Origin of the sequence: Brevundimonas sp. (genome assembly GCF_030704825.1) — a bacterium.
GTDB lineage: Bacteria > Pseudomonadota > Alphaproteobacteria > Caulobacterales > Caulobacteraceae > Brevundimonas.
The window spans coordinates 60,671-82,025 of record NZ_JAUYNX010000011.1; the positions used below are offsets into that span (position 1 = coordinate 60,671).

General features: G+C 69.3%; 22 protein-coding genes. 12 read left to right on the forward strand and 10 right to left on the reverse strand.

The features are described from left to right. Positions 1–8 precede the first annotated feature (8 nt). The 4 genes from Q8Q71_RS03945 to pgk all read left to right on the forward strand — a co-directional run bounded on the left by Q8Q71_RS03945 (position 9) and on the right by pgk (position 3,345). The gene (locus tag Q8Q71_RS03945; RefSeq protein ID WP_305758334.1) at positions 9–536 is read left to right on the forward strand and encodes a hypothetical protein; all 528 of its coding nucleotides are present in this window, start codon (positions 9–11) and stop codon (positions 534–536) included. Positions 537–699: 163 nt separating this feature from the next. Continuing rightward, positions 700–1,707: a type I glyceraldehyde-3-phosphate dehydrogenase gene (gap, locus tag Q8Q71_RS03950; protein WP_305758335.1), complete on the forward strand. Its 1,008-nt coding sequence runs from the start codon at positions 700–702 to the stop codon at positions 1,705–1,707. Positions 1,708–1,715: 8 nt separating this feature from the next. Beyond that, a complete protein-coding gene (locus tag Q8Q71_RS03955; RefSeq protein WP_305758336.1) occupies positions 1,716–2,120 on the forward strand; it encodes a hypothetical protein in 405 nt (134 codons plus the stop codon). Positions 2,121–2,148: 28 nt separating this feature from the next. Further along, positions 2,149–3,345, forward strand: a complete 1,197-nt coding sequence (gene pgk / locus Q8Q71_RS03960) for a phosphoglycerate kinase (protein WP_305758337.1) — start codon at positions 2,149–2,151, stop codon at positions 3,343–3,345. 4 nt (positions 3,346–3,349) lie between these two features. Here pgk and Q8Q71_RS03965 read toward each other — a convergent pair whose 3' ends face one another. Continuing rightward, positions 3,350–3,532, reverse strand: coding sequence for a hypothetical protein (locus tag Q8Q71_RS03965; protein ID WP_305758338.1), 183 nt, complete (start codon positions 3,530–3,532; stop codon positions 3,350–3,352). Positions 3,533–3,692: 160 nt separating this feature from the next. On the opposite strand from Q8Q71_RS03965, the gene Q8Q71_RS03970 reads away from it, so the two are divergent. Beyond that, positions 3,693–4,718, forward strand: a complete 1,026-nt coding sequence (locus Q8Q71_RS03970; RefSeq protein WP_305758339.1) for a class I fructose-bisphosphate aldolase — start codon at positions 3,693–3,695, stop codon at positions 4,716–4,718. Between the two features lie 15 nt (positions 4,719–4,733). Here Q8Q71_RS03970 and Q8Q71_RS03975 read toward each other — a convergent pair whose 3' ends face one another. Further along, on the reverse strand, positions 4,734–5,372 hold the full coding sequence (locus tag Q8Q71_RS03975) for a DUF2799 domain-containing protein (RefSeq protein ID WP_305758340.1): 639 nt from the start codon (positions 5,370–5,372) through the stop codon (positions 4,734–4,736). 182 nt (positions 5,373–5,554) lie between these two features. Here Q8Q71_RS03975 and Q8Q71_RS03980 point away from each other — a divergent pair, with 182 nt between their 5' ends. The 4 genes from Q8Q71_RS03980 to rpoH all read left to right on the forward strand — a co-directional run bounded on the left by Q8Q71_RS03980 (position 5,555) and on the right by rpoH (position 9,370). After that, on the forward strand, positions 5,555–6,514 hold the full coding sequence (locus tag Q8Q71_RS03980; protein ID WP_305758480.1) for an RluA family pseudouridine synthase: 960 nt from the start codon (positions 5,555–5,557) through the stop codon (positions 6,512–6,514). After that, positions 6,511–7,215, forward strand: a complete 705-nt coding sequence (locus tag Q8Q71_RS03985; protein ID WP_305758341.1) for a hypothetical protein — start codon at positions 6,511–6,513, stop codon at positions 7,213–7,215. Before Q8Q71_RS03980 ends, Q8Q71_RS03985 begins: the two co-directional genes overlap by 4 nt. Positions 7,216–7,284: 69 nt before the next feature. Continuing rightward, positions 7,285–8,277 carry a ThuA domain-containing protein gene (locus Q8Q71_RS03990; RefSeq protein ID WP_305758342.1) on the forward strand — a complete coding sequence of 331 codons (993 nt, stop codon included), beginning with the start codon at positions 7,285–7,287 and terminating at the stop codon, positions 8,275–8,277. Positions 8,278–8,482: 205 nt separating this feature from the next. Beyond that, positions 8,483–9,370, forward strand: coding sequence for an RNA polymerase sigma factor RpoH (gene rpoH, locus Q8Q71_RS03995; protein WP_305758343.1), 888 nt, complete (start codon positions 8,483–8,485; stop codon positions 9,368–9,370). A gap of 17 nt (positions 9,371–9,387) precedes the next feature. Here rpoH and Q8Q71_RS04000 read toward each other — a convergent pair whose 3' ends face one another. The 8 genes from Q8Q71_RS04000 to Q8Q71_RS04035 all read right to left on the reverse strand — a co-directional run bounded on the left by Q8Q71_RS04000 (position 9,388) and on the right by Q8Q71_RS04035 (position 19,242). Further along, entirely contained in the window at positions 9,388–10,194 is an 807-nt protein-coding gene (locus Q8Q71_RS04000; RefSeq protein WP_305758344.1) for a two-component system response regulator, read from the reverse strand. A 67-nt stretch (positions 10,195–10,261) separates the two neighbouring features. Beyond that, the gene (locus Q8Q71_RS04005) at positions 10,262–11,557 is read right to left on the reverse strand and encodes an adenylosuccinate synthase (RefSeq protein WP_305758345.1); all 1,296 of its coding nucleotides are present in this window, start codon (positions 11,555–11,557) and stop codon (positions 10,262–10,264) included. A gap of 84 nt (positions 11,558–11,641) precedes the next feature. Next, positions 11,642–12,793: a phosphoserine transaminase gene (locus Q8Q71_RS04010; protein WP_305758346.1), complete on the reverse strand. Its 1,152-nt coding sequence runs from the start codon at positions 12,791–12,793 to the stop codon at positions 11,642–11,644. Then, the gene (locus Q8Q71_RS04015) at positions 12,793–13,710 is read right to left on the reverse strand and encodes a J domain-containing protein (protein WP_305758347.1); all 918 of its coding nucleotides are present in this window, start codon (positions 13,708–13,710) and stop codon (positions 12,793–12,795) included. Before Q8Q71_RS04015 ends, Q8Q71_RS04010 begins: the two co-directional genes overlap by 1 nt. Positions 13,711–13,787: 77 nt before the next feature. Continuing rightward, positions 13,788–17,507, reverse strand: a complete 3,720-nt coding sequence (locus Q8Q71_RS04020; protein WP_305758348.1) for a glycoside hydrolase/phage tail family protein — start codon at positions 17,505–17,507, stop codon at positions 13,788–13,790. A 2-nt stretch (positions 17,508–17,509) separates the two neighbouring features. Beyond that, the gene (locus tag Q8Q71_RS04025) at positions 17,510–17,947 is read right to left on the reverse strand and encodes an NlpC/P60 family protein (protein ID WP_305758349.1); all 438 of its coding nucleotides are present in this window, start codon (positions 17,945–17,947) and stop codon (positions 17,510–17,512) included. An 8-nt stretch (positions 17,948–17,955) separates the two neighbouring features. Further along, a complete protein-coding gene (locus tag Q8Q71_RS04030; protein WP_305758350.1) occupies positions 17,956–18,609 on the reverse strand; it encodes a DUF2163 domain-containing protein in 654 nt (217 codons plus the stop codon). A 3-nt stretch (positions 18,610–18,612) separates the two neighbouring features. Further along, positions 18,613–19,242: a DUF2460 domain-containing protein gene (locus Q8Q71_RS04035; protein ID WP_305758351.1), complete on the reverse strand. Its 630-nt coding sequence runs from the start codon at positions 19,240–19,242 to the stop codon at positions 18,613–18,615. Between the two features lie 112 nt (positions 19,243–19,354). Between Q8Q71_RS04035 and Q8Q71_RS04040 the strand changes: the two genes are divergently transcribed. From Q8Q71_RS04040 to Q8Q71_RS04050, 3 genes are all read left to right on the forward strand, one after another. Then, positions 19,355–19,840 (forward strand): DUF805 domain-containing protein, encoded by a 486-nt coding sequence (locus Q8Q71_RS04040; RefSeq protein ID WP_305758352.1) that lies wholly within the window; start codon positions 19,355–19,357, stop codon positions 19,838–19,840. A gap of 84 nt (positions 19,841–19,924) precedes the next feature. Beyond that, entirely contained in the window at positions 19,925–20,581 is a 657-nt protein-coding gene (locus Q8Q71_RS04045; RefSeq protein WP_305758353.1) for a DUF805 domain-containing protein, read from the forward strand. 61 nt (positions 20,582–20,642) lie between these two features. Further along, positions 20,643–21,353 (forward strand): DUF805 domain-containing protein, encoded by a 711-nt coding sequence (locus Q8Q71_RS04050; protein ID WP_305758354.1) that lies wholly within the window; start codon positions 20,643–20,645, stop codon positions 21,351–21,353. The last annotated feature ends 2 nt before the right edge of the window (positions 21,354–21,355 follow it).

Here is a 21,355-nt window from a genome sequence, read left to right on the forward strand (position 1 = left end):
GAACGACGATGCGCAGACCAGCCTTACTCGCCGTCGCCGCGCTCGCGCTGACGGCGGCCACCCCGGCCGGGGCCGCTCAGTCCGACCCGGTCACCCGCGCCGCCTCGGACCTGATCCGGGGGATGATCGCGCCGCGCGACCGCCCGCCGGAAAGCCCGGCCGACTGGCGGCCGCCCCAGGTGCCGGGCTCGACGGACGGCCTTTGCAGCCGTTGGGACTCCTCGACCCGCAGTCGCTTCCACCACACGATCGAGGCCCCGCCCGGCCGGGTGAGACTCCGGCTCGAGGCCCGCACCACCGCCTCCGGAGGTGAGACCGTCGCGGTCTATCCGTCGGATCACGGCGACCGCGGCCGGGTCCGCATCATGTTCGTCATCGCGACGACCCGGGGCCATACGGCCAACGGCTACGCCACCGTGCCTCGCCTTGGGCCCGGGGAGCAACTGGGTCGCCTGCCGATCGTGGTCGATGTCGAAAACGCGGGCGGTCGCCGTCATCAGGGCGACTATTGCATTACAGTGCATCCCGCCGACTGAGCATCGGCGCCGGACGGGAGGATTCCGATGCCCTCGCTCCGCCTCCCGCGCCGCGAAGCGTTACAGTTCATCACGCCTTGTTACGGGCGCGGGGTTGATCCTCGCGCCCGCCGGTCCCATTGAAGCGCCAATCCCGAACACCGCGCCTCAAGGAGACCGCCCCATGACCGTCCGCGTCGCCATCAATGGTTTCGGCCGCATCGGCCGCCTCGTCCTGCGCTCGATCGTCGAGCACGGCCGTCGCGACATCGAGGTGGTGGCGATCAACGATCTGGGCCCGGTCGAGACCAACGCCCACCTGTTGCGCTACGATTCGGTGCACGGCCGGTTCCCCGGCACGGTCGAGACCGGCGCGGACTGGATCGACGTCGGCCTCGGCAAGATCAAGGTCACGGCCGAACGCGATCCCTCCAAGCTCCCGCACAAGGAGCTGAACGTCGACATCGCCTTCGAATGCACCGGCCTGTTCACGACGAAGGAAAAGGCCTCGGCCCACCTGACCGCCGGCGCGAAGCGGGTGCTGGTCTCGGCCCCCTGCGACGGGGCCGACAAGACCATCGTCTACAAGGTCAACCATGACGTCCTGACCGCCGACGACATCGTCGTCTCCAACGGCTCGTGCACGACCAACGCCCTGGCCCCGGTGGCCAAGGTGCTGCATGACCTGTTCGGCATCGAGCGCGGCTATATGACCACCATCCACAGCTACACCGGCGACCAGCCGACGCTGGATACGATGCACAAGGACCTGTACCGCGGCCGCGCCGCCGCCCTGTCGATGATCCCGACCTCGACCGGCGCCGCCAAGGCCCTCGGCCTGGTTCTGCCGGCCCTGAAGGGCAAGCTGGACGGCTCGTCGATCCGCGTTCCGACCCCGAACGTCTCGGTCGTGGACCTGAAGGTCGTGGCCGGCCGCGAGGTCACGGTGGAAGAGATCAACGCCGCCCTCCAGGCCGCCGCCGACGGCCCGATGAAGGGCGTGCTGGCGACCACGACCGAGCCGCTGGTTTCCACCGACCTGAACCACATCGCCGCCTCCTCCACCGCCGCCCTGCCCCAGACCCAGGTCGTGGACGGGAAACTGGCCCGGGTGCTGACCTGGTACGACAATGAATGGGGCTTCGCGACGCGGATGGCGGATACAGCGCTGGTGATGTCGAAATTGATATAGGAGGTCGAATGCGGCGAGCGTTCCATTGGATCGGATGGATCGGGTGGGCCTTTGCTTCAATCGCCCTCCCGCTCTTCGCCGGCCGCGCCGTCGCGACGGTTTGGGCCGCGCTAAGCTGGCCGCTCACGGTCGGGCCCCGATCTCTTTACCCGGTGGGTTCCGTAAGCAACGGCGAAGCGCTCGCCGCCCACTGGATGACGTGGACAGGGATCGGCTGGACCATCGCCTTGGTCGTTGTGTTCGCCGCCGGCTTCGCTTTCGGTGTTGTCCGTCTTCTCTCGACGCCTAGCCTGCCACAGAGATCGCTCGCTGTTATCGCGCTCGCTTTCGTGGTCGGACTGACAGCCTACTGGGCACACCAGATGATCCGCACCGATCCCTATTGGGACGTGTTTATCGTCGTCCCTGCCTGACCTTCCTCGCTTCCTACTTGAGGCCTCAATGACCTTCCGCACCCTCGACGACGCTCCCTCCCTCGCCGGCAAGACCGCCCTCGTCCGCGTGGATTTCAATGTCCCGATGGGGGACGGCAAGGTCACCGAGGACACCCGGCTGCGCGTCGCCCTGCCGACGATCAACCGGCTCCGCGACGCCGGAGCGAAGGTCGCCCTGCTCGCCCACTTCGACCGGCCCAAGGGCAAGGTCGTGCCGTCTATGAGCCTGCAGCCCGTGGTCGACGATCTGGAGCATCTGCTCGGCGCCCCCGTCCGGTTCGCGACCGACTGCGTGGGCGAGGAGGCGAAGGCCATGATCGCCGACCTGCCCCTCGGCGGCGTGGTCCTGCTCGAGAACGTCCGCTTCCACGCCGGTGAGGAGGCCAACGCCCCCGCCTTCGCCAAACAACTGGCCGAGCTCGGCGACGTCTATGTCAATGACGCCTTCTCCGCCGCCCACCGCGCCCACGCCTCCACCGAAGGTCTGGCCCGCCTGCTGCCCGCCTATGCCGGCGAGTCGATGCGCCGCGAACTCGACGCGCTGGACGCCGCCCTTGGCAATCCACGGAAGCCCGTCCTGGGGATCGTCGGGGGAGCCAAGGTCTCGACCAAGCTGGACCTGCTGAAGAACCTCGTCGGCAAGCTGGATCGGCTCGCCATCGGCGGCGGCATGGCCAACACCTTCCTGTTCGCCCAGGGGATCGATATCGGCGGCTCGCTGGCCGAGCGGGACATGGCCGACACCGCCCGCGAAATTCTGGCCGAGGCAAAGGCGCAGGGCTGCGAGATCCTGCTGCCCGTCGACTTCGTCGTGGCCACAGAGGTCAAGCCTGGCGCAGCCGCCCGGCCCGTCGTCGCCGGCCAGCCGCTGTCGGCGGACGACAAGATTCTCGACGCCGGCCCGGCCAGCGTCGCGCGCCTGGTCGACGCCCTCACCGCCTCGAAAACCCTGATCTGGAACGGCCCCCTGGGCGTGTTCGAGGTCCCGCCGTTCGATGCGGCCACCGTCGCGGTCGCCCACCATGCGGCGGCTCTGGCCAAGGCGGGCGTGCTCGTCGCGGTCGGCGGCGGCGGCGACACGGTCGCGGCCCTGCATCACGCGGGCGTGGCCGACGACATGACCTTCGTCTCCACCGCCGGCGGCGCCTTCCTGGAATGGATGGAGGGCAAGCCCCTGCCCGGCGTGGAGGCGTTGCGAACCTGAGCCGTCAGCCGCGCGTGTGACCCTCGCGCTGATAGGGATCGCACTCCGGCGATCCGCCCCGGGCCACCGAGCCGCAATCCGGCGTGCAGCGCGAGGAGTCGCGGCACAGCTCGTCCGTGGTCGGCAGGCTGGCGCAGCCCGCCGACAGCAGGACGGGGGACAGGATGATGATCAGGACTCTTCGCATCGGAGGTCTCCGCCGGGCTCCGCCCGCGCCGGCACCGTGGCCGCGGGGCGACGCCTGCGCACCTGTCGGCTCCTGACGACTTCCGCCGTTGTTACAATGCGTGACTTCGCGGCGCGGCGGAGCTAGACAGCCGCGAAACAACACGGCTCAGGAGGCACTCATGGATCTGGCGGCGCTCAACGCGGTGGCCGAGGCGATGGTCACGCCCGGCAAGGGCATTCTGGCGGCCGACGAATCCACGGGCACCATCAAGAAGCGCTTCGATGCGATCGGGGTCGAGAACACCGAGGAAAACCGCCGCGACTACCGCGAGTGCCTGTTCCGCTCCGAACAGACCATGCGAGAGCACATCTCCGGGGTGATCCTGTTCGAGGAGACCCTGTACCAGGACGCCGCCGACGGCACGCCGCTGGTCGATGTGATCAAGGCCGCGGGCTCGATCCCCGGCATCAAGGTCGACAAGGGCGCCACCCGGATGGCGGGCTTCCCCGGCGAAACCGTCACCAAGGGGCTGGACGGCCTGTCCAAGCGGCTGCGCGCCCACTACGAGCGCGGCGCCCGTTTCGCCAAGTGGCGGGGGGTCATCGACATCGCGGACGGCGTGCCGACCTGGGGATGCGTCAAGTCCAACGCCCACGCCCTGGCCCGCTACGCCCGCATCTGCCAGCAGGAGCAGATCGTGCCGATCGTCGAGCCCGAGGTGCTGATGGATGGCAGCCACGACATCGCCCGCTGCGACGAGGTCACCCGCTGGGTGCTGCAGACCGTGTTCAGCGAGCTCTACGAACAGCGCGTGGCGCTGGAGGGCATGATCCTCAAGCCCAACATGGTCATCTCCGGCAAGGGCAGCGTGCGGCAGGCCAGGGTGCATGAAGTGGCCGAGCGCACCATCGCGGCCCTCAAGGCCACGGTGCCGTCGGCGGTGCCGGGCATCGCCTATCTGTCGGGCGGCCAGACCGACGAACAGGCCACCGCCCACCTCGACGCCATGAACCGCATCGGCGGCTTCCCGTGGAAGATGACCTTCTCATACGGCCGCGCGCTGCAGGCGTCGCCGCAGCGCGCCTGGTCGGGCAAGTCCGAGAACGCCGTGGCCTGCCAGGCGGCCTTCCACCATCGCGCCCGCATGAACGGCCTCGCCTCGCTGGGCCAGTGGGAGAAGAAGCTGGAGAAGAAGGCGGCCTGAAGCCCGGCGGTTCGCTCACCAGTCGCCGTACGCCTCCCGGAAGCGCCAGCGCACGTCGCGCACCTCGCGTTCGGCGTCGTCGATGGCGTCCTGGGCCCGACGCCAGTCGCGTTCGGTGTCGGCGCGCTCGCGGCGGATTTCCTGGATGCGATTGCGGATCTCGTCGCGCTGCGCGTCCGTGAGGCCCTCGGCCCGGGCCTCCGCCTGCTTCGCCGTGATCTTGTCGTCCAATTCCTCGAGTCGGTAGCCGAGGCTGTCGACGCTGCTACGGGCGTTGGCCAGCGCCTGTTCGGCCGCGTACACCATCTGCCCGTCGCGATAGGCCGGCATGAAGTCGGCCTCCAGATACGACGGGCACACCCCGCCATAGCCGGATCCCGTGCGCCCGCTCCGGAACCCGTTCGCCGGCGTGCAATAGCGAACCAGCCCCTGGTCGCGCCCGGCGACATAGGCCGTCCGGTCCGGCGTGACGCCATGCTTGGCGCAGGCCTCGGCGTGCTCGTCCAGCCGGCTCATCGTCAGGCCGGACGCCCCGTCCGAATAGCCCTGGCCGGACCAGTCCCCGGCCAGGCACTGTTCCGCGCTCATCGTCGCGCAACTGCCCAGACCCAGCGCCGCGGCCGCCGCCGCGGCGGCGATGATCAAAGTTCTCATGACCGGCTCCTCCCGACAGCCCGGCCTGATCATGACTCAAACGAGGTAAACGGCCAAGCTTGCTAATCGGGCTCGCCGGCTTGCGCGGCGGCGGCGGCGGCGTGCTAGATCGTTCGCCGCTCTCCGCGGCGGAGCGCCCGGTGTCCGACGAACCCCTGCTGACCGAAGACGACGAGCCGACGATGCTTGAGGCCCGCCTCGACGTCGGCGGCGTCCGCCTCGACAAGGCGCTGGCGAACATATTCCCCGCGCTCTCGCGCGCACGTCTCCAGGCCCTGCTGGCCGGAGGCGCCGTGACACGCGACGGACAGCCCGTCTCCAGCGGTTCGGCCAGGGCGCTGGCCGGCGTCTATGCCGTGCTCATTCCCCCCGTCGTCTCCGCCACGCCCCTCCCCGAGGCCATTGCGCTGACCGTCCTGTTCGAGGACGCCGACCTGATCGTGGTGGACAAGCCGGCCGGCATGGCCGCCCATCCGGCGCCCGGATCGGAGACGGGGACCCTGGTCAACGCCCTGCTGGCCCACTGCGGGACCTCCCTGTCCGGCATTGGCGGCGTGGCGCGGCCCGGCATCGTCCACCGGCTGGACAAGGACACCTCCGGCGTCATGGTGGCCGCCAAGTCCGACCGCGCCCATGCCGGCCTGTCGGCCCTGTTCGCGACGCACGACATCGAGCGCACCTATATCGCCCTGACCCGGGGCGCGCCTTCGCCCCCGGCCGGCCGGATCGAGACCCGCCTCGGCCGCTCTTCGTCCGACCGGAAGAAGATGGCCGTGCTCCGGACCGGAGGCCGGGAGGCGATCACCGACTACGTCGTGCAGCGGGTCTTCGGCGTTCCGGCCAGGGCCGGGGCCGCGCCGTTGGCCGCCCGCGTCGCCTGCACCCTGCACACCGGACGGACCCACCAGATCCGGGTTCACCTCGCCTCGAAGGGGGCCCCCATCCTCGGCGATGCGGCCTATGGCTCGGGCAGTCCCGCCGCCCCGGTCCGCGCCGCCATCAGCGAGGTCGGCCTGACCCGACAGGCCCTCCACGCCGCCGTGCTGGGCTTCGTTCACCCGGTGACCGGCGAGGTCCTGCGCTTCGAGACCGCGCCGCCCATGGACATGCGGGCGCTCGAACACGCCCTTGCCGCCCTGTGAGACGCGCCGCACCGATCGCCGTGGCGCTGGCGCTCGCCGCCTGCCAGCCGGGCGCCGAGGCGGTCGCCTGGCGGGGCGGCCCCGGTTCGATCGCGCCGAACGATGCGGGCCTCGTCTCCCTGCCCTGTGACGGTTCGGCCCCGTTGAAGCCGGTCGTGGACCGGTATTGTCGCGCCGGCCGCCATTTCGTCACGCCCGTCGCGCGGGATGTCCTGACGTCCGCCGCCCTTCGCATGGCGGATCGCTATCCGGACGCGGTGGTCTGGTTCATGGATGCGTCGGGACCCGAAGGGGTGAAACCCTTCCCGCCCCATCTCAGCCACGGCGACGGCCGCCAGATCGACCTCGGTCTCTACTATACCGACCGACAGGGCGCGCCCCTGAAGGGTTTTCCCGACACGTCGCGATACGGCGGTTACTGGCCCGCGGAGCCTGCGCGGCTGGGGGAGGCGCTCGCCTGTCCGGGCGGTCGCCAAGGCCGCGCCGAAAAGCCTGACCCGCCCGCCGACAGACCCTGGCGGCTCGACGAGGCCCGCACCCGGGCCCTGATCCAGATCCTGATCGCCGACGCGCGCGTCCGCCGCATCCTGATCGAACCGCACCTCGAACGCCGCCTCGGCCTCTGGGGCCATCCCAAGCTGCGTTTCGCGGGTTGCCGGGCGGCCCGACATGACGACCATATCCATGTCGACTTCCATTGAACCAGCCGGAGCATGCCGATGTGGTCCAACCAAGCTGCGGCGGCGTCACCAATCTCCAGCGGCCGGCGGATGATTCTGTTTCTGGGGAGCCTGGCGGTCGCCCTGTCCCTGGCCGGCTGCGCCCACGCGGCCGCGCCGGATGTCCGTCCCCTCCGGGTCCTCTACCTGTCGCAGTCGATGGGCTGGGTTCACGACACCGTTCGACGCCCGCCCGGCGGCCTGGCGTCGTCCGAACTGGCGCTCCAGGCCATGGCCCGCGATAGCGGCGCCTTCACCGTTGAACTCACCCGGGAGGCGCGGACGATCACCGCCGACCGGCTCGCCGATATCGATGTCCTGGTCTTCAGCACCACGGGCGCCCTGCCCATAGACCGCGAGACCTGGGGCGCGATCACCTCCTGGGTGGAAAGCGGCCGGGGCGGGTTCGTCGGCATCCATAGCGCGGCCGACACCGCCCTGGATTTCGAGGGCGGGGAGCAGGCATACACTGCCTTCCTCGGCGGTCGTTTCGACGGCCATCCCTGGACCCAGGGCACGGCCATCGGCCTGTCGAATCTTGAACCTTCCCATCCGCTCGCCGCCATGTGGCCGGATGGGACGGCGTATGCGGAAGAAATCTACCAGTACATCGGCTTCGATCCGGGCAGGGTCCGGGTTCTTCAGTCTCTCGACATGTCCGCCGGCCCGCTGCGCCGCCCCTATCCCGTGCCCGTCACCTGGGTCCGTGAGATCGGTCGAGGCCGGTTGTTCTACACAAACCTCGGCCACACCCCGTCCACATGGGACGATCCACGGTTCCGCGATCAGATCATCCACGCGATCCGCTGGACCGGCGGTCGGATCGATGCCCCGGCGGCGCCGAACCCCGAGGCCCAGGACGCCGCCGCCGTCATGGCCTTCGCCGCGGCGGAAGGCCTGGAGGCGCCGTCCGGCGAGGCCGGATCATCGACCGCGGCCGACGACATCAGAGCCCTCCAGACCCTTCATCCGGACAAGCACGGTGGCGACGCATCGGCCTGGGATGCAGCCCGGGCGCGGATTCGATCACGCCTCGGCGAGTAAGTCTTGATTGAAGACTGACTATCGGCTATACGTCTCCTCGTTCGGTGCCGTGGCGCCGGGGCAACGGTCACGCCTTGGTGTGACCATCCGCCTCTGACAAAGGCGGAAACCCGACCCTATTTCATCGGTTGAGGGGTGAGGCGACGGCGCACATCGGGTGGCCGCTTCCGAAGAACCCGCTCGTTTTGACGGTCGGAGGGACCATATGGCTGTAGCTAGATCACTCGCGGTGATGTCGCCTGAACAGGGGCTGTCGCGATACCTGACTGAAATCCGCAAATTTCCGATGCTGGCGAAGGACGAGGAGTTCATGCTCGCCAAGCGCTGGACCGAGCACCAGGACCCCGAGGCCGCCCATCGTCTCGTGACCTCTCACCTGCGCCTCGTGGCCAAGATCGCCATGGGCTATCGCGGCTACGGCCTGCCGATCGGCGAGGTGATTTCCGAGGGCAACGTCGGCCTGATGCAGGCGGTCAAGAAATTCGATCCGGACAAGGGCTTCCGCCTGGCGACCTACGCCATGTGGTGGATCCGCGCCTCGATCCAGGAATACATTCTGCGCAGCTGGTCGCTCGTGAAGATGGGCACCACGGCCGCGCAGAAGAAGCTGTTCTTCAACCTGCGCAAGGCCAAGAGCCAGATCTCGGCCTTCGAGGAAGGTGATCTGCGTCCGGAACACCTCTCCGCCATCGCCACCAAGCTGGGCGTGTCGGAAGAGGAGGTCACCAACATGAACCGCCGCCTCGGCGGCGACGCCTCCCTGAACGCGCCGCTGCGCGCCGACGGGGAGAGCGAGTGGCAGGACTGGCTGGCCGACGACACGGCGGTCTCGCAGGAGACCCAACTCGCCGACAGCGAGGAGAAGTCGATCCGCATGGGTCTGCTTCAGGAGGCGATGGAAGAACTGACCGACCGCGAGAAGCACATCCTCACGGAACGCCGCCTCAAGGACGATCCGGTCACGCTCGAAGAGCTCGCCGGCCAGTATGGCGTGTCGCGCGAACGCGTGCGTCAGATCGAGGTCCGCGCCTTCGAGAAGCTGCAGAAGGCCATGCGCGCCGCCGCCGAAGAGCGGAATCTGGTCGACGCCTGATCCGGCGGCCCGGAGTTTCAGCCGGCCTTCTTGATCGGCTCGGGCGGCGCCATGGCGAGCAGGGTCCCGATCGGAGCGGCCAGGGTCGCCTTGGTCGGCGGCCCGCCGGCCATCGACACTTCCAGCGCGCCCACGGCGATGGCGAGGCGCGAGTCCGATGCCTTCATGGCCAGGGTTTTCAAGGTCGCCGCCTGCTCGCGGATGGCCCGGACGGCCTGCATCGGATCGTTGTCGAACTGGTCCAGTGCGGCGGCCAGGATGCGCATGGCCTGATCCCGGGTCTCGGCTTGCGCGGCCGCGCCCGTGGCCGGCCGATCGGCCCGGCGTTTGCCCGGGCCGGAGAATTCACCGGAGTTGAAGCGCCGCCGGTCCGGGCCGATGTAGCCCACCGCCTCGACCCAGTCGCGGGGCTTCAGGGCGACGTTTTCGACCCGTTTGAACAGATCGGCGCTGGTGAAGGGCTTGCGCAGGAATTCATGGACGCCCGCGTCACGCGCTCCCTTGATCGTACTGGCGGTCGCCTCGGCGGTCACCATGATGATCGGGGCCCGCCGGCAGTTCAGGTTCGAACGGCGCAGGGCCTTCGCCAGCGCTTCGCCGTCCAGCTCCTCCCCCGTCCGTTCGATGAAGACGATCCCGGGCTCCAGCGCGGTCGCCGCCTGCAAGGCGCGCTTTCCGGTCGATTCGACGATGATGTCGCGCCCGCCTAGGCCCTTCATGATGTCGGTCAACAGTCGGGCGGCATGCGGGTTCGGATCGACGATCAGCACCCGCTTGACCACGGGCTCGAGCTTCGCCAGCACGCGACGATCGACTGCAAACAAGACGCGAACCCTCCGCTTGGAGGATCGTGCTTAACCGAGCCGGGTTAAGGGCCGTTGAACGCGAGGCTCAGCCCTGAAAAGGGTCTTGCATCATGATGGTGTCGTCCCGCTCCGGACTGGTCGACAGCAAGGCCACCGGAGCCCCGATCAGTTCCTCGATGCGCCGCACATACTTGACCGCGTTGGCGTTCAGATCGCGGAAACTGCGCGCGCCGGCCGTACTCTCGCTCCAGCCATCCATCTCCTCGAACACCGGCTCGGCTGCGGCCTGGGCTTTCAGGCTGGACGGCAGATAATCCAGCACCTCCCCGTCGACGCGATAGCCGGTGCAGATCTTCAGCGTCTTCAACCCGTCCAGCACGTCCAACTTGGTCAGGGCGATGCCGTCGATGCCGTTGATCGCCACCGACTGCCGCACCAGCACGGCGTCGAACCAGCCGCAGCGCCGGGCGCGGCCGGTGTTGACCCCGACCTCGCGCCCGACCGTCGCCAGATGCCGGCCGACCTCGTCGTCCAGCTCGCAGGCGAAAGGCCCCTCGCCCACGCGCGTCGTATAGGCCTTCACGATCCCCAGCACATAGCCGACGCCCCGCGGCCCGATGCCCGACCCGGCCGCCGCCTGACCCGCCACCGTGTTCGAACTGGTGACATACGGATAGGTGCCGTGGTCCACGTCCAGGAAGGCGCCTTGCGCCCCCTCGAACAGCACCCTTTTGCCGTCCCGTCGCGCCTGGTCCAGCACCCGCCAGGCGGGCTGCACATAGGGCAGAATTTTCGGAGCGATCTCCAGCAACTGGTTCAGCAGCGCCTCCGGGTCGATCGGCTCGAGGCCCAGACCGGCTCGCAGCGGATCGTGGTGCGAGCGCAACCGGTCGATCTTGACCTTGAGGTCGTCTTCATTGGCCAGGTCGCAGACCCGGATCGCACGACGTCCGACCTTGTCCTCATAGGCCGGACCGATGCCGCGGCCCGTCGTGCCTATCCGCGCGCCCGGCGCGCTGGCCGCGGCCTCGCGCGCTACGTCGAGCGCAGGATGAATCGGCAGGATCAGGCAGGCGTTGTCCGCCACGATCAGCACCTCGGGGCTGATGCGGATACCCTGCGCCTCGATCTTCTCGATCTCGCCGACCAGATGCCAGGGATCGACGACCACGCCGTTGCCGATGATCGACGGCTTGCCCTGCACCACGCCCGACGGCAGCAGCGCCAGCTTGTAGACCTTGCCGTCGACGACCAGCGTGTGACCCGCGTTATGGCCGCCCTGAAACCGTACGACCATGTCGGCCCGGTTCGACAGCCAGTCGACGATCTTGCCCTTGCCCTCGTCGCCCCACTGGGCGCCGACTACCGCGACGTTCGCCAAGACTCTTCTCCGCTGTCCGGGATTTCGGAACGCGGGCGCAGCCTATAGCCGGGGAATCATCGGGTGTCGTCCCGGCGTCGAGGATTATTCCGCCAGCGCCGTCTCGAACGCCCAGTCAAGCCAGGGCGTCAGCGCCTCTATATCCGCGACATCCACGGTGCAGCCGCACCAGATGCGCAGACCGGCCGGAGCATTGCGGTGGCTCTCGATATCGAAGGCCGCGCCCTCGCCCTCGACCAGGGCCTTCATCCGCCTGACGAGCGCCTGTCGGTCATCCTCGGCCATTCCGGCCACGCGCGGATCGACGATCTTCAGACACACCGAGGTCGTCGACCGCGTCGCCGGGTTTCCGGCCAGATACTCGATCCAGTCCGTTCGCCGGACCCATTGATCCAGCGCGGCGGCATTGGCCTGCGTCCGGGCGATCAGGGCCTCCAGCCCGCCGACCGACAGCCCCCATTCCACGCCGTCGATCCAGTCCTCCAGGGTCCAGACCGAAAACGTGTTCAGCATCGAACCGCTGGCCAGCAGCCGGTCGAACCCCTTGCCGTCGCGCAGGCGCAACACCTTCGGCACGGGCCGGGGCGGCTCATAGCGGTCCAGTCGTTCGACCGCCCGGGGCGACAAGGCGGCGACGCCCAATCCCGCCTCCCCGCCCAGCGCCTTCTGGAAGCTGAAGGTTACGACATCCAGCTTCGCCCAGGGCAGGGGCATGGCGAAGGCCGCCGAAGTGGCGTCGCAGATCACCAGGCCCTCGCGGTCCCCGGAGATGAAGTCGGCGTTCGGCGCACAGACGCCCGACGTCGTGCCGTTCCAGGGGAACACCAGGTCCCTGGCCGGATCCACCTTCGAGGTATCGGGCCACTCGCCCCACGGCGCCGTCAGAACCTCGGGGTCCAGCTTCAGGTGCTCGACCGCGTCGGTGGCCCAGACCTTGCCGAAATTCTCGAACGCCAGCACCTGGACCGGACGCTCGCCCAGCATCGACCACATGGCGGCCTCGACCGCTCCCGTGTCGGATCCGGGGACATAGACCATGACCCAGTCGGCCGGAACCTGCAGCAGATCGCGCGTCAGCCCCAGGCCATGGGCGAACCGCTCCACCACCTCCGGCGCGCGGATGCCGCGACCGAGCAGCTCATGCGGAATCGCCTGCGACGACCACCCGGGCCGCTTGGCCGTCGGGCCCGACGAGAACCACGGTCTTTCGGGCTTGATGTTCGGTCGGTTCGCCATCAGTCACGGAACGGCCGCATGGGCCCCTTGTCGCGCGCGTCGTGCGCCAGTTTCGTCAGTTCGGAAGTGTCCTCGGGCAGGACGATCATCAGCCTGGCCAACAAATCGCCGCGCCGCCCGTTCTCGAACGCCCCGCGCCCCTTGAGCCTCAGCACCCTGCCTGAACTGGAACCCGCGGGAATCGTCATGCTGACCGTGCCCTCCGGCGTCCGCACCGGGACCTTGCCCCCCAGCACCGCGTCGTACAGCGTCACGGGCTGATCCATCGTCAGGTCAGCCCCGTCGCGGGTGAAGATCGGGTGTTTCGCCACTTTCAGCTCGATCAGGGCGTCGCCCGCCGGGCCACCGCGCCCCGACGCGCCCTGGCCCTTCAGCCGGATGGTCTGCCCGTCGCCTGCGCCCTTGGGGATCGCTACGTCCAGCATCCTTCCGTCCGAAAACTGGATGCGCCGCGTCGCACCCGAAATCGAATCCTCAAGGCTGATCTCCAGCGTCGCCTTGACGTCCTGCCCGCGTGGAGCGAACCCGCCGGTCCGCGCGCCGCCCGGCCGCGCCGCGCCGCCGAACATGCCGCCGAACAATTCGTCCAGATCGATGTTCTCGAAGCCTTGCTGTCTCGCCCCGCCCTGGCCGAAGGGATTGGCGCCCGGGCCGCCGCGCGCCTGACTGCCGCCGAAACCGCGGAATTGCTCGCGCCCGTCGGCGTCGATCTCCCCGCGGTCGAATTTGGCGCGCTTGTCCTTGTCGCCGAGCAGGTCGAAGGCCGCGGTGATGCGCTTGAACCGCTCATCGGCCGCAGTGTTGCCCGGATTCTTGTCGGGATGGAGTTCCTTGGCGAGCTTGCGGAACGCCTTCTTGATTTCGTCCGCGCTTGCGCCCCTTGAAACGCCCAGTTCCTTGTAGGGATCGCCCGCCACGTCGAATGCCGCTCCACCGAAAGCCGAGTGCGTCAGTTAGGGCATCGCGGCCGCCACGCAAAGAGAGACCGGACAAATCACTGACTCAGGGCGAGGCGGGCCTCGGCGCCCCAGCCATATCCCGACCCCCACTGCGAAACCGCGATCGTGACGCCGGCGCCGAATCCACCCGGAAAGTCGGCCGCCGCATCCGCCGCCGCATAGACGGCCCCGGCCATCTCGACCTCCAACACACGCGCCTCGCTGCCTCCGTCCATCACGCGCACCCGGAAGCGCGGCGGGTCCCCGGCGATCGCCTCGCCGTCCCAGCGATCGCCGTCGATCCGGGACCGCGCAATCCAGCCCAGGTCGAACCCGCCGTCCGCGCGCGCCGTCGCTCGCAGATGGGCCGGCGCCCAGGGCCGGTCGTGCACGCCCGTGGCGGTGAAACCGATCTCGCTCACGCGCGCGCCCCCGGCCGGGCCGCCCGCCGGACCGGCGCGCCAGATCAACGGCAGGCCCCGCTCGGCGCGCGGCGATGCCGCCCGAGCCGGAGTCCGGTCCAGAAACACCACCAGCCCGCCGCTCGCGGCGCCCTCGGCTTCAGTCCCCTGTTGCCCTCGCAGCAGACCCGTGAGGCGCCAGACTCCCTCGCCCACCAGCATCGCCGACCGGAACTGCACCAGTTCCCAACCCGTGGCGGTTTCAATCGCCGCCGCATTGCCGCCCGCGAACACCGCCGTCGCCGCCAGACTCTCGGGCGTCCGTCCCTCGACCCGCACCAACAGGGTGTTGGTCTCGTCCCACCGATGCCGCACACCCCGGGGTAGCGCCTGCATCAGCACGCCCACTGTGGCCGGGTCGGCGATGTCGCCCCGCGCAGTCAGCGCTTCTGCGGAAGCGCCCGCGAACACCCGCATCGGCCGCCATGGGTCCGCCGCCGTGACCGCTATCGGCCGCCCGTCATTCTCGCTTCCGATCAGCGGCGGCAGTTCGATCATCCGGAAGAAGGGAGCTCCCGGGACGGCGGAAGCTTCGCCCGCCGTCGGCCGCCCGTCGTCCTCCCCGACCAAGACGGTAGACAGGGGCTCCAGCACCACCGACGGAGTCTCGTCGAGGTCCAGCCGCATCACCCGCCAGGCGCCGCCGCGCCCCTCGACCATCACCGTGTCTCCGGGTTCCAGCGCCATCGCCTCGACCGGCCCGGGCAAGACCATCAGCCGATCCGCCCCTCCGGCCTCCAACGCCCGTTCCGCCGCCGACCTCGCCAGGGCGCCGGAACACACCGCGGGCAGATCCAGATCGACCCCGCCGCCCTGGCCGTCCGACCGAATGACCACCGATCCGGTCTGGTACCCGGCGTCGCCGTCGATGTACCGCACACGCGCCGCGCTGGCTCCGGGCTCCAGCACCCGCTCGACCCGCAGGCTCGCGCCCTCGTCCGGCAACGCCAGCTCGCCGAGGGTCAGCGAGGCGACTGCCGCCTCCCCCCCGATCACCGCCACCCGACCACCCCGCTCGGCCGCGACCAGACCCAGGCCGGCCAGCAATGGCTCCAGCGCGTCCCGGCTCCGCATCGGCCGATCGATCACATAGCCCTGCACCTCGCCGGCGAAGCCGCCGATCTCGAAATCCCCGTCCGCCAGTCCGCCGCGCCTCAACACCGCGGCGATCAGGTCGCGCGTCTCTCCCGCCAGCCGCCCGTTCAGCCAGTGCCCGGTGCGCCAGCCTCCCGCGTCGGCCCAGACCTCCTCGCGCCCCGGGAAGGCCGGCCAGGGTCGCGCATCCCAGCACCAGACGTCCTCCGCCGCCAGCATGGGTCCGCCATAGACCGACGACACGGGATTGTTTCCCGGCTCCTGGAAATGCTCGATCACGGCCTCCAGCACCCTCCTTTGCATCCGGTCGTCCCGCCCGCCGGTCGAGAAGGGCGGCAGGGCGCTTTCGGCGCTCTTGGGGTCCAGAAACAGGTTCGGCGCATTGCCGCCCCGATCCACCGCCGCGCAGCCGAACTCCGTCAACCGGATCGGTTTCATGCCCGGCGTCCACGCCGTCGGCGAGGCGTTCCTCGCTCCGCCGGGACGGTCGTGATGCGCATTCGACCACCACCCCTTCAGGTCCTTGACCCGGAACACCCAGTCCTCGCCATGCGCCGTATCCGTGATCGGCGTCCGCACCTGAGCCGCCCGGTCAGTATCCGAGGCGTAGAACCAGTCGAACCCCTCGCCGCCGACGACCTGCGCGGCCAGATAGGCCGCATCGTCCGGCCCGGCGAAGGCCTCGCCGTCCAGGCCTCCGTCGCCGGAGCGCCAGTCGCCCAATGGCGGATACCAGTCGACGCCGACGTAATCGATATTGGCGTCCGCCCAGAGCGCATCGAGATGAAACGCCACCTCGCCGCCGTCGCGCAGCCCCGCATATTCGGACCAGTCGGCGGCATAGCTGATCGCCACCTCCGGCCCGACCACGGCCCGGCATTCCGCCGCCAGCGTCCGCAGCTGCGCCACCGCCGGAAATCCGCCGTCCGCGTCCCTCGTCGTCGTCAGCCCGCGCATCTCCGAGCCGATCAACAGGCCGTCGGCCCCGGTTTCTTCAGCCAGGGCTGCATAATGGAGCGCCAGCCGCCGCAGACCCCATCCGTCCGCCGGGCCAAACATCGCCTCGACGTCGGCCGTCGCGCCCGCGCCGTCCACGCCCCGGACGCGGCCCCGCCAGGGATAGGCCGCCTGTTCGGCCCCGCCGTACGGATCGGGCAGTCCGTTCCCCGCCGCTACGTCCATGAAGACGAACGGATACAGGGTCACCTCCAGCCCCCGCGCCTTCAGCTCCGAAACCGCCTGCCGCACGCTGTCATCCGACGGCGTTCCGCCATAGGCCGGGCCGCTGTCTCTCTGCGAGATCAGGTGCGCCTCCGCCCGGTTCAGCCCCGCGACCGACCACGTCAGGGGCTCCGTCGGCTTGTCCGCCCGCTCGACGCCCGGCCGGATCGTACAGTGCCCGGCTCTCAGGTCGTCGCCGAACCAGCCGACCACCAGGCTGACCCGCTTCAGATTCGGGCATTGCGACAGCAGCTGGTCCAGCGAAACCGCGAGATCTGTTCGCCCCACCGCCGCGTGCAGGTTCTCGGGCGTCGTCCGGGTCAATCCTTCGCGCCGCATCACCGGCTCGGTCGCCAGCACGAACTCTCCGGCGCCGGGGATCAGACACACGCCTTCCAGCCGGTCCTCCAGCCGCGGCGCATCTCCCCGCGCTCGCCGGAACACCTCGAAGGCCAGCTGCGGCGGACGGTTGCCGTACGGCCCCAGCGGCAGATCCTCGAACACCACATAGGCTGTGCCCCGATAGGCCGGCGCCGCCCCCTCGATCGCCTCGATCAGCGGGTCGGGCGTCTGCCCCTCTCCGCCCCGATGCACCCGCATCGTCAGGCCCGACAGGTCCATCGGACGCCCGTCGGCCCACACCCGCCCGATCCCGTCGATCTCGCCTTCGCACAGGGCCACGGCGAAGCTCAGCGAATAGGCGTATTCAATCGTCCTCGGCCCGCCCTTGCCCGCCGATTCCGTGTGGCGCGCCTCCCGGAATCGCGCCGCCCAGATCACCTGTCCGGTCACGCGCGCCCGCCCGAACACGCAGGCCATCGGCGCGCCCTCCGCCGTCCCCTGCACCTTCAGCGTCTCCAGTCGCGGGCCCTTCTGTCGCGCCGGCTCAAGGCTCGAGATCACCCGCTGATCGATGGCGCGCCCGAGGGTCGAACCGATCACGGCGCCGATCGGCCCGCCGACGGCCTGCCCCACGCTGCTCAGGATCACCTGCGCCATTCTCAATCCTCCCTGAAGGGTTCGGCGCCGGGCCAGCTGAAGGCCGCGACCAGCCGCCGGCGCCACCAGGCCCCCATCCAGCTTTCCACGACCGCCCGCCCCCAGTAGGCGTGGATCATCCTCGGCTCCGGTCCCCCCGTGTCGCTCAGGATCGCGCAGTGTTTGGCCGGACAGCCGGGCGCCATGCGAAACAGCACCACATCCCCCACAGCAGCCCGGGCGACCGGGATCTCGGTCAGCCACCGTCGCGCCTCCATGAGCAAGGTCTCCTCGCCCCCAACCTCCGCCCAGTCAGGCCGGTAGGGCGGCGGACTCTCGGGCTCGGCGCCGACCAGCTCTCGCCACACGCCGCGGATCAGACCCAGGCAGTCCGCTCCCTCGCCCTTCACGCTGGCCTGATGCCGGTACGGCGTTCCCAGCCAGCCGCGCGCGGCAGTCACCGCCGCCCTCATCGCCGGCTCCCGCCGTCGTTGCGTCCGCCCTCGACCGGCGCCGCCATCAGGAAGTCATCGCCCGGAATGTCCGGAAACCCCTGGAAGTTGAGCCCGTTCGCGAACGTCCCGACGCAGGTCGCCCATCGCTTGTCGCAAACGGCGCCGGGAAACGCGTCCAGATCGACGCCGCACCGCCCGTCACCCAGCATCGCGTCGCACTCGCGCCCATAGGTCCGGCCGACCACCCGTTCCAGCTTCGCCAGCGGCCCTTCCAGGTCCGCCGTGAACCCCGCTCCGTCGCGCCGGATGCGCGCCAGCGTCGCAGACCACAGCGGGAGCCGCAGGTCCGGCCGCGCCCAGTCCACCCGCCACAGCGCGACCGACGCGCCGTCGTACAGTCCGCTCTCGACCTCAGCGTCGGTGATCGCCGTATCGTCCAGCCCGCCCGCGACCGCCGCCGACCCCGCGCTGAACCCCACGGCGCTATCCGCCGCCCCGGCGGTCCAGCCGCTCGCGGCCCGGCACGGAATTCCCTCGATCGTCAGGTCGCGATCATGATCGGTGAACCCCAGTTCGAAGCCGTCCGGGCGTCGCAGCAGCCAGACATGGCAAAGCGTCGCCGCCCCGCTCTCGATGCGGGCGGCCATCTCCTCCGGTATCGTTCGCATGTCTCAGACCCGCACCTCGATCAGCGGCACGGCCGCCATCCGCCCGGCCTCGAAGGTTTCCAGCGTCACCTCGATCCGGTCGGTGTCGAAGCGCACGGGCGTGTCGAACTCGAACCCGGCCGAGACCGCCGCGCCTGCGCCGGGCGCCGCGTCGAGCGTCACCAGCCCGGTCGCCGCGTCGACCACGAACGCCTCCAGGTCCAGTTCGACTCCGCCGATGGCGATCCGCACTGTGCCCTCGACCGGCTTGGCGATCCGCCGCTCAAGCGCGTCCTCGCCCACGCCATACCGCTTCCCCAGCTGGAACGTCGTTCGCATCCCGTCCCCCTCGCCCAGCGCCTGATCCAGCGGCCCGACCGCCTCCCCCGGCGCGCAGGACTTGAAGTCGGCGAAGTCCCGAAACCGGAAACCGTACAGCCGTCCCCTCCGCGCCTCGAAGAAGCCGGTCAGCGCCGCCATGTCGTCCAACGACCTCAGATTGGTCCCGATCAGATATCGCCGCCGCCCTTGCGCCCAGGGCGTCGACCGCCGCTCGAACCCGGAGCCCAGGGTTACGATCTCCGTTCTCCGCTCCACCCCGCCGGTCGATCCGAACGCCAGCCGCGCGGGCAGCCTCACCTCGTGAAACGCCATCAGAATCCCCTTCCTGTTCCGTGCCCGCCAGGTTCCACTTTCGCTTGTCGGGCGAGCGGCGTTCGGTCATCCTCAGGCTCGCGGACACGGGTCCGACGCACGGGAGGGCGTTATGACGCTTGAGGGTTCAAACCAGATTCAGAGCTTCGATTGGCAGAAGCTCCTGTTTTCATTCGAAGGACGCACGCGCCGCTCGCACTTCTGGATCGGTTGGCTGATCTGCCTGGGCGTCGGCGTGGTCGCCGGCTGGATTCCCCTGATCGGCGGCGTGATCTCGATCGCCCTGATCTGGCCGAACCTGGCCATTTCGGTGAAGCGGCTTCACGACATGGGCAAGAGCGGCTGGCTGGTCGCCATTCCCTGGGCGATCAGCATCGTCGGCGTATTCGTCGGCGTCGCCCTCATGGGGGTGTCGGCCTTCGCCAACGCCGCCGCCCTTGAACGCGAGGATCCGGCCGCTGTCCTGGCCCTTCTCGGCCCGGCCCTGGGCCTGTTCGCCCTGCTCGCCCTGGTCAACCTCGGCTTCCTGCTCTGGATCGGCCTGACCGACGGCCAGCCCGGCGACAATCGCTTCGGGCCGAATCCGAAGGGCCTCTGACGACTATACTTGCAGTTGTCGACCACCGCGCCATGAGCCAGGGTGCGCGGCGGTCGCTTCGACTGTCGATTCCGGGGCGGGGGCGTGCGCGGCGAGATACTGGACTTCAATGACGCCTCCGGCGAGGGCCTGATCAGCGGCGACGACGGCCTGCGCTATCCGTTCGACCGGACCGGTTTGATGCAACGCGACCTGCTCCGGCCTGGCCAGCGGGTCGATTTCGTGATCTCCGACAGCGTCGCGACCGGCGTCTGTCTGCTGAGGACCGAACCGCCCCCATCCTCGGCCCGCGTCGACGGCGACACGCTCAGCCCCTGGCGGTACTTCACCCGTTGCCTCGCCAAATACGCCGATGGCCACGGTCGCGCGCGCCGGAGGGAGTACTGGTATTTCCTGCTGTTTCAGGCTCTGATCCTGGCTGTTCCGCTGATCGTCTGCATCGGCCTCGCCGCCACGGCGAGCAGCGGGACGCCCAGCGACGCCGCGTCCCTGACGATCGGACTGTTCGCTCTCCTGGCAGGGGTCGTCTACCTGTTCTTCGTCATCCCCGGCATTTGCGTTTCGATCCGCCGCTTTCACGACGTCGGTCTGACCGGTTGGCTGATTCTGCTCGGACTCATTCCGTACGTCGGCGGTCTGATCACCTTCGTCATCACCCTGCTGCCGTCCGAAGCCCGCACCAACAAGCACGGCCCCGTTCCCGGCCAGTCGAGCCGCACGACGGCGGACGTTTTCAGCTGAGGCGACGGCTTGTGGGCCGCGTGGCCCTCCGCCAGGGTGTGGTCTGGACCCAGGGGGAATCATGCGCGGCGAAGTCATCAACCTTGACGGCATTTCGGGCGACGGCCTGATCTCGGGCGACGACGGCGCCCGCTACACCTTCACCGCAGGCTCCAGCCGCTCGAGCCTGCGGGTCGGCGAGAAGGTCGACTTCGTCGGAACCGACGGGGTCGCCACAGACATCATGAGCCTGGGCGGCGCGCCTGCGTCCTTCGCCGGTCAGGGTTACGCCACCGCCCCTTCCACCGCCGGCTACGACTTCGGCTGGGCCCTGTTCTCCTTCGAAGGCCGTCTGCGCCGGTCCCATTTCTGGATCAGCTGGGTGATCTTGTTCTTCGGGGGATTCGTCGTCGGTCTGATCCCCTTCATCGGCCAGCTCATCGGCCTCATCCTGATCTGGCCCAATATCGCCATCCAGGTGAAACGCCTGCATGACATGGGCAAGACCGGCTGGTGGGTGTTGGCTCCGTTCGCCGCGAACATCGTGGGCATCGTCCTGATCGTCGTCACAATGGGGATGTCGGCCGTCATGAACGCCGAAGCCCTTGAGCGGGAGGATCCCGCCGCCGTCCTCGCCATGATGGGCCCGATGCTTGGCATCGTCGGCCTGCTGATCCTGATCAATCTCGGCTTCCTGCTGTGGATCGGCATCGTCGACACCCAGCCGGGCCGGAACCAGTACGGCCGCAATCCGAAATTCCCCGTCGACGACACCGCCGACACCTTCGCCTGACC

Bases quoted from the DNA above. Each gene is read 5' to 3' on its own strand.
- Q8Q71_RS03975 (WP_305758340.1), bottom strand. From the start codon at position 5,372: ATGAGAACTTTGATCATCGCCGCCGCGGCGGCGGCCGCGGCGCTGGGT.
- Q8Q71_RS03965 (WP_305758338.1), bottom strand. From the start codon at position 3,532: ATGCGAAGAGTCCTGATCATCATCCTGTCCCCCGTCCTGCTGTCGGCG.
- gap (WP_305758335.1), top strand. From the start codon at position 700: ATGACCGTCCGCGTCGCCATCAATGGTTTCGGCCGCATCGGCCGCCTC.
- Q8Q71_RS03980 (WP_305758480.1), top strand. From the start codon at position 5,555: ATGCTTGAGGCCCGCCTCGACGTCGGCGGCGTCCGCCTCGACAAGGCG.
- Q8Q71_RS04035 (WP_305758351.1), bottom strand. From the start codon at position 19,242: ATGGCGTTTCACGAGGTGAGGCTGCCCGCGCGGCTGGCGTTCGGATCG.
- Q8Q71_RS04030 (WP_305758350.1), bottom strand. From the start codon at position 18,609: ATGCGAACGATACCGGAGGAGATGGCCGCCCGCATCGAGAGCGGGGCG.
- Q8Q71_RS03955 (WP_305758336.1), top strand. From the start codon at position 1,716: ATGCGGCGAGCGTTCCATTGGATCGGATGGATCGGGTGGGCCTTTGCT.
- Q8Q71_RS04020 (WP_305758348.1), bottom strand. From the start codon at position 17,507: ATGGCGCAGGTGATCCTGAGCAGCGTGGGGCAGGCCGTCGGCGGGCCG.
- Q8Q71_RS03990 (WP_305758342.1), top strand. From the start codon at position 7,285: ATGATTCTGTTTCTGGGGAGCCTGGCGGTCGCCCTGTCCCTGGCCGGC.
- Q8Q71_RS04040 (WP_305758352.1), top strand. From the start codon at position 19,355: ATGACGCTTGAGGGTTCAAACCAGATTCAGAGCTTCGATTGGCAGAAG.
- Q8Q71_RS03970 (WP_305758339.1), top strand. From the start codon at position 3,693: ATGGATCTGGCGGCGCTCAACGCGGTGGCCGAGGCGATGGTCACGCCC.
- Q8Q71_RS04010 (WP_305758346.1), bottom strand. From the start codon at position 12,793: ATGGCGAACCGACCGAACATCAAGCCCGAAAGACCGTGGTTCTCGTCG.
- Q8Q71_RS03945 (WP_305758334.1), top strand. From the start codon at position 9: ATGCGCAGACCAGCCTTACTCGCCGTCGCCGCGCTCGCGCTGACGGCG.
- pgk (WP_305758337.1), top strand. From the start codon at position 2,149: ATGACCTTCCGCACCCTCGACGACGCTCCCTCCCTCGCCGGCAAGACC.
- rpoH (WP_305758343.1), top strand. From the start codon at position 8,483: ATGGCTGTAGCTAGATCACTCGCGGTGATGTCGCCTGAACAGGGGCTG.
- Q8Q71_RS04050 (WP_305758354.1), top strand. From the start codon at position 20,643: ATGCGCGGCGAAGTCATCAACCTTGACGGCATTTCGGGCGACGGCCTG.